This is a genomic window from Micromonospora sp. NPDC004336 (assembly GCF_053602615.1).
The window spans coordinates 1-6540 of sequence record NZ_JBSGDY010000253.1 but is presented as its reverse complement, the minus strand read 5'-3'; the positions used below and the strand labels follow the sequence as shown (position 1 = coordinate 6540).

At 75.9% G+C, this 6540-nt stretch carries 1 protein-coding gene; it reads right to left on the bottom strand.

Going from position 1 to position 6540, the window contains the following annotated elements; all coding sequences use genetic code 11:
- On the bottom strand, window positions 1-6540 hold a 6540-nt coding region (locus tag ACWENR_RS28970), incomplete at both ends, for an SDR family NAD(P)-dependent oxidoreductase (protein WP_452280127.1).

Sequence of the window (6540 nt, the reverse complement as noted above, 5' to 3'; positions counted from 1 at the left end):
CGTCGCCGGGCAGCACGTCGGCGGTCATCGCGGTCAGGACGCTCTGCGGGCCGACCTCCAGGAACGTGTCGACCCCGGCGGCCCGCAGGGCGGTGACCCCGTCGGCGAAACGCACCGCCTCCCGGACGTGCCGCACCCAGTACTCCGGGGTGCGCATCTCGTCGGCGTCGGCGAGCGTGCCGGTCACGTTCGACACGACCGGCAGCAGCGGCGCCGCGAACGTCAGCCCGGACAGGACGGCCCGGAACTCGTCGAGCATCGGCTCCATCAGCGGGCTGTGGAACGCGTGACTGACCGTGAGGCGGCGGGTGCGGATGCCCCGCTCGCGCCACACTCGCTCCACCTCGTCCAGCGCGTCGACGGCACCGGAGACCACCACGGACGTCGGCCCGTTGACCGCCGCGATCCCGACGCGATCGGTCAGCCCGGCGATCGACTCCACCACTGACGTCGGCCCGTTGACCGCCGCGATGTCGACCCGATCGGTCAGGGCGGCGATCGACTCCACCACCGCCTCTTCCGAAGCCGCGACCGCCAGCATCCCCCCGCCGGCCGGCAGCGCCTGCATCAACCGACCCCGCGCCGCCACCAACGCGGCGGCGTCGGCCAGCGACAACACCCCCGCCACGTGCGCGGCCGTCACCTCACCGATCGAGTGCCCGCCCACGAGGTCCGGCACGACGCCGAACGACTCCACCAGGCGGAACAGTGCCACCTCGACCGCGAACAGGCCCGCCTGCGTGAAGACGGTCTGGTCCAGCAGCTCCGCCTCCGGCGTGCCCGCCTCGGCGAACAACACCTCCCGCAACGGACGCGGCAGCAACACGTCCAGGTGCGCGCACACCTCGTCCAGCGCGGCCGCGAACACCGGGAACCGCGCGGACAGCTCCCGGCCCATCCCGGCGCGCTGCGCGCCCTGACCCGAGAAGAGCACCGCGACCTGGCCCCGCTGCCCGGCGGAGCCGGTCACGACGGCCCCGGACGGGTCGCCCGCGTCGAGGGCCCGCAGCGCGGCGAGCAGGTCGTCCCGGTCGGCCACCACGGCGACGGCGCGCCGCTCCAACGCGGGCCGGGTGCTGACGGAGGACCAGGCCACGTCCAGCGGACGCGGGGCCTCGTCGGCGGCGAGCCAGCGCGCCCACCGGCCGGCCTGGCCGGCCAGGGCCGCGTCGGAGCGCGCGGAGAGCAGCACCGGTACGACCGGCGGCACGTCGCGGGCGACGATCTCACCCTCGACCGCCTCGGCGGCCGGCTGCTCGATGATCACGTGCGCGTTCGTGCCGGAGATGCCGAACGACGACACCGCCGCCCGACGCGGCCGGTCCACCTGCGGCCACGGGGTGGGTTCGGTCGCGAGGGCCACGGCCCCAGCCGTCCAGTCGATGTGGGGGGACGGCTCGTCCACGTGCAGGGTCGGCGGGACGAGACCGTGGCGCATCGCCAGCACCATCTTGATCACACCGGCCACACCGGCGGCGGCCTGCGTGTGCCCGATGTTCGACTTCACCGACCCCAGCAGCAGCGGCCGATCCTGCGGCCGGTCCTGCCCGTACGTCGCCAGCAGGGCCTGCGCCTCGATCGGGTCACCCAGCGTCGTGCCCGTGCCGTGCGCCTCCACGGCGTCCACGTCCGCCGGAGACAGGCGCGCGTTGGCCAGGGCCTGGCGGATCACCCGCTGCTGCGACGGGCCGTTCGGGGCCGTCAGCCCGTTCGACGCGCCGTCCTGGTTCACGGCCGTGCCGCGCACCACAGCGTAGATGCGCCGGCCCTCGCGCTGGGCGTCGGAGAGGCGCTGCACGAGCAGCACGCCGACGCCCTCGGACCAGCCGGTGCCGTCGGCCGACGCCGCGAACGACTTGCAGCGGCCGTCGGCCGACAGGCCCCGCTGCCGGGAGAACTCGACGAACGTCCCCGGCGTCGCCATCACCGTCACGCCCCCGGCCAACGCCAGATCGCACTCGCCGGAGCGCAACGCCTGCGCGGCGAGGTGCAGCGCCACGAGGCTGGACGAGCACGCCGTGTCGACGGTGACCGCCGGGCCCTCCAGCCCGAACGTGTACGCCACCCGACCGGACAGCACGCTGCCGGACGTGCCGGTCCCGACGTAGCCCTCCACCTCGGTCGGCAGGTCCATGAGCCGGGAGGCGTAGTCGTGGTACATGACGCCGGCGAAGACACCCGTCCGGCTGCCCCGCAACCGCTGCGGGTCCAGCCCGGCGGACTCGAACGACTCCCACGACGCCTCCAACAGCAGCCGCTGCTGCGGATCCATCGCGAGGGCCTCACGCGGCGAGATGCCGAAGAACGCGGGGTCGAACTCGCTGGCGCCGTAGAGGAAGCCACCGTGGCGCGTATACGACGTACCGCTGCGGTTCGGGTCGGGGTCGAACAGCGACTCCAGGTCCCAGCCGCGGTCCGCCGGGAACTCGGAGATCCCGTCGCCGCCGCCGGCCAGCAGCTCCCACAGCTCGTCGGGGGAGTCCACCCCGCCCGGGTAGCGGCAGGCCATGCCCACGATCGCGATCGGCTCGTCGGTGCCGACGACCGGGCCGGCGACCGGGCCGGCGGTCGACTGGCGCACCCCGGCCAACTCCGACCACAGGTGGTCGGCGAGCACGGCCGGGGTCGGGTGGTCGAAGACCAGCGTCGAGGCCAGCCGCAGCCCGGTGGCCGCGTTCAACCGGTTACGCAGGTCCACCGCCGTCAGCGAGTCGAAGCCCAGCTCCCGGAACGCCCGGTCCGCCGGCACCGACTCCGCGCCGCCGTGCCCCAACACCTGCGCCACCAGGCCCCGCACCAGCACGTCGACCTGGGCGCGGCCCTCGTCCTCGGTCAGCCCGGCGAGCCGGTCGGCCCAACCGCCACCGCCCTGCCCCGCCTGGCGGCGGGTGCTGGCCACGCCGATCAGGGTGCGCAGCACGGCCGGCACGGGGCCGCCGGCGGTCGCCGCCCGCAGCGCCGGCACGTCGATCACGGCCGGTACGAGGGCCGCCCGGTCGGCGCCCAGCGCGGCGTCGAACAGCTCCAGTCCGGTCTCGGCGCTCATCGGCGTCAGACCCGCGCGCGCGGACCGCGCCCGATCAGCCTCCTCGATCGACGCCGCCATGCCGGCGGTGTCCCACATCCCCCACGCCAGGCTGACGGCCGGCAGTCCGAGCTGCCGCCGGTGGACCGCCAACCCGTCGAGGAACGCGTTGCCCGCCGCGTACGCCGACTGGCCCGGCGAACCCAGCACACCCGCCACCGACGAGAACACCACGAACAGGTCCAGGTCCAGGCCCGCCGTCGCCTCGTGCAGGAACCACCCCGCCGACACCTTCGGCGCCAACACCCCCGCCAGGCGCTCGGCGGTCAGCCCCTCCACGACACCGTCGTCCAGGACGCCGGCGGTGTGCACCACACCCGCCAGCCGGCCCCCGGCGGTGATCTCGCCGACCAGACCGGACACCTGGTCCCGGTCCGTCACGTCGCAGGCGACCACCCGCACCGACGCACCCAGCGCCGACAGCCGCTCCGACAACTCACCCGCGCCCGCGGCCTCCGGGCCACGCCGCGACACCAGCACCAGCGACCGCACGCCGTGCGCCGACACCAGGTGCTCCGCGACCAGCGCCCCGAGCGCGCCCGTACCGCCGGTCACCAGCACCGCACCGTCGCCCAGGCCGGGCGTCTGCGCGGCCGTGATGCCGGCCCGGACCAGGCGCGGCGAGTACACCGCTCCCTCGCGGACGGCCAGCTGGCCGCCGGTCGCGGCCGGCTCCCGCAGGACGCCGTCCAGCAGGGCCACCAGCGCGGCATCCGGGTCACCGTCGACGTCCGCGAGGACGATGCGGCCCGGGTGCTCCGACTGCGCCGACCGCAGCAGACCCCACACCGCCGCACCGGCCAGGTCGGTCACCTGGTCGTCGTCGCCGACGGACACCGCGCCCCGGGTCACCACCACGAGCCGCGCGTCCGCCAGGGCGTCCGCCGCGAGCCAGGACCGCACCGTCGCCAGCACGTCCGAGGCCACCGCCCGGACCGAGTCCGGCGTCGCCGCCGCCGACCCGGGCGCGGGGAACACCGGCAGCAGCAGCGTCCGGGGGACGGACTCCTCCCCCGCGACCGCCGCCACGTCGGGGTACGCGGGCACTCCGACGGGTGCCACCAGCTCCCGGCCGCCGGTCACCAGCGCCCATCCGGAAAGCTCCCCGGCGGGCGCGGCCTCCACGGCCGGCCACCGCAGCTCGAACAGCGACCGCGCGGCCACGCCCGGCGCGGCCACGCCGGTCAGCTCCCGCAGGACGAGGGAGTCCACCGACACGACCGGCGCGCCCACCTCGTCGTACGCGGCCAGCCGCAGCCCGGAGCTGTCGCGGGTCAGGCGCACCCGCAGGGCCCCCGCCCCCGAGGCGTGCACCTGCACGCCCTCGAACGCGAACGGCACCCGTGGCCCGTCCGGCTCCTCGCCGCCGAGCAGCAGCCCGATCGGGTGCAGGGCGGCGTCCAGCAGCGCCGGGTGCACGCCGAACCCGGCGGCCTCCGTCGCGGCGCCGTCCGGCAGGACCACCTCGGCGTACACCTCGGTGCCGCTGGTCCAGGCACGCCGGAGCCCCTGGAAGGCCGGCCCGTACGTCAGGCCGTGTTCCGCCAGCGTCGGGTACCAGCCCGCCAGGTCCACCTCGGTCGCGCCGGCGGGGGGCCAGGTGACGGGGTCCGGCTCGGCGGCGGTGGAGGGCTCCAGCACGCCCTCCGCGTGTCGGGTCCAGCCCGCCCCGGGGTCGTCGTCGGGGCGGGAGTAGACGGCGACGGGACGCTGCGGCGACTCCGACGTGGACACCCGCACCTGGATCCGCACGCCTCCCGTTCCGGGGAGGGCCAGCGGGGCGGCCACGGTCAGCTCCCGCAGCCGGGAGAGGCCCACCTCGTCGCCGGCCCGCACGGCCAGCTCGACCAGGGCGGTGCCCGGCACCAGCGTCAGCCCGGAGACCGTGTGGTCGGCCAGCCACGGGTGCGTGGCCAGGGAGAGCCGGCCCGTCAGCACCATCTCGTCGTCGCCGGCCAGGTCGACGGTCGCGCCGAGCAGCGGGTGTTCGGCGCGGCCGAGCCCGGCCCCGGACACGTCGCCCGTACGCGCCCGGTTGGCGGCGGGCCAGTAGCGCTGGTGCTGGAAGGCGTACGTGGGCAGGTCGACCCGGCGCGCGCCGGTGTCGGCGAACCACTGCCGCCAGGTCACCGGGACGCCGTGGACGTGCAGCTCGGCGAGGGCGGTCAGCAGCGCCTGCACCTCGGGGCGGTCCCGGCGCTGGGCGGCGACGGCCAGCGCGGCGTCGTCGTCGGGCAGCATGTCGGCGGTCATCGCGGTCAGCACGCTCTGCGGGCCGACCTCCAGGAACGCGTCGGCGCCGGCATCGCGCAGGGCGGCGAGCCCGTCGGCGTACCGGACGGCCTCGCGGACGTGCCGCACCCAGTAGTCGGCCGTGCGGATCTCGTCGCCAGCCAGCGCACCGGTCACGTTCGACACGACCGGCAGCAACGGCGCGGAGAACGTCAGCCCCTCCAGGACCGTGCGGAACTCGTCGAGCATCGGCTCCATCAGCGGGCTGTGGAACGCGTGGCTCACGGTCAGCCGACGGACCCGTACGCCCCGGTCCCGCCAGACCCGCTCCACCTCGTCGAGCGCCTCGACGGCACCGGAGACGACCACGGCGGTGGGCCCGTTGACGGCCGCGATGCCGAGTCGATCCGTCAGCCCGGCGAGAGAATCCGCCACCGCAGCCTCGTCGGCGGCCACGGCCAGCATCCCGCCACCGTTCGGCAACGCCTGCATCAACCGGCCCCGGGCCGCCACCAGCGCACACGCGTCGGCCAGCGACAACACGCCCGCCACATGGGCCGCCGTCACCTCGCCGATCGAGTGACCGGCCAGCATGTCCGGCACGATCCCGAACGACTCGACCAGGCGGAACAGCGCCACCTCGACCGCGAACAGACCGGCCTGCGTGAAGACGGTCTGGTCCAGCAGCTCCGCCCCGGCGGAACCCGCGTCGGCGAACAGCACCTCCCGCAACGGGCGCGGCAGCAGCGGGTCGAGCTGCGCGCACACCTCGTCCAGCGCGGTCGCGAACACCGGGAACTGCGCGGACAGCTCCCGGCCCATGCCGGCGCGCTGCGCGCCCTGGCCGGAGAAGAGCAGGGCGAGCTGGCCGCGTCGGCCGGTGGTGCCGGAGACGACCGTACCGGTGGGGTCGCCGTCGGCGAGGGCGGTCAGCGCGGCGACCAGGCCGGCCGGGTCGGCGGCGGTGACCACGGCCCGGTGCTCCAGCGCGGGCCGGGTGGTCACGGAGGACCAGGCGACGTCCAGCGGGCGGTGCGTCTCGTCGGCCGCGAGCCAGCGCGCCCACCGGCCCGCCTGGGCGGCCAGGGCCGCATCGGAGCGGGCCGAGAGCAGCACCGGCACCACCGGCGGCACGTTCCGGGTGACGATCTCGCCCTCGACCGCCTCGGCGGGCGGCTGCTCGATGATCACGTGCGCGTTCGTGCCGGAGATGCCGAACGACG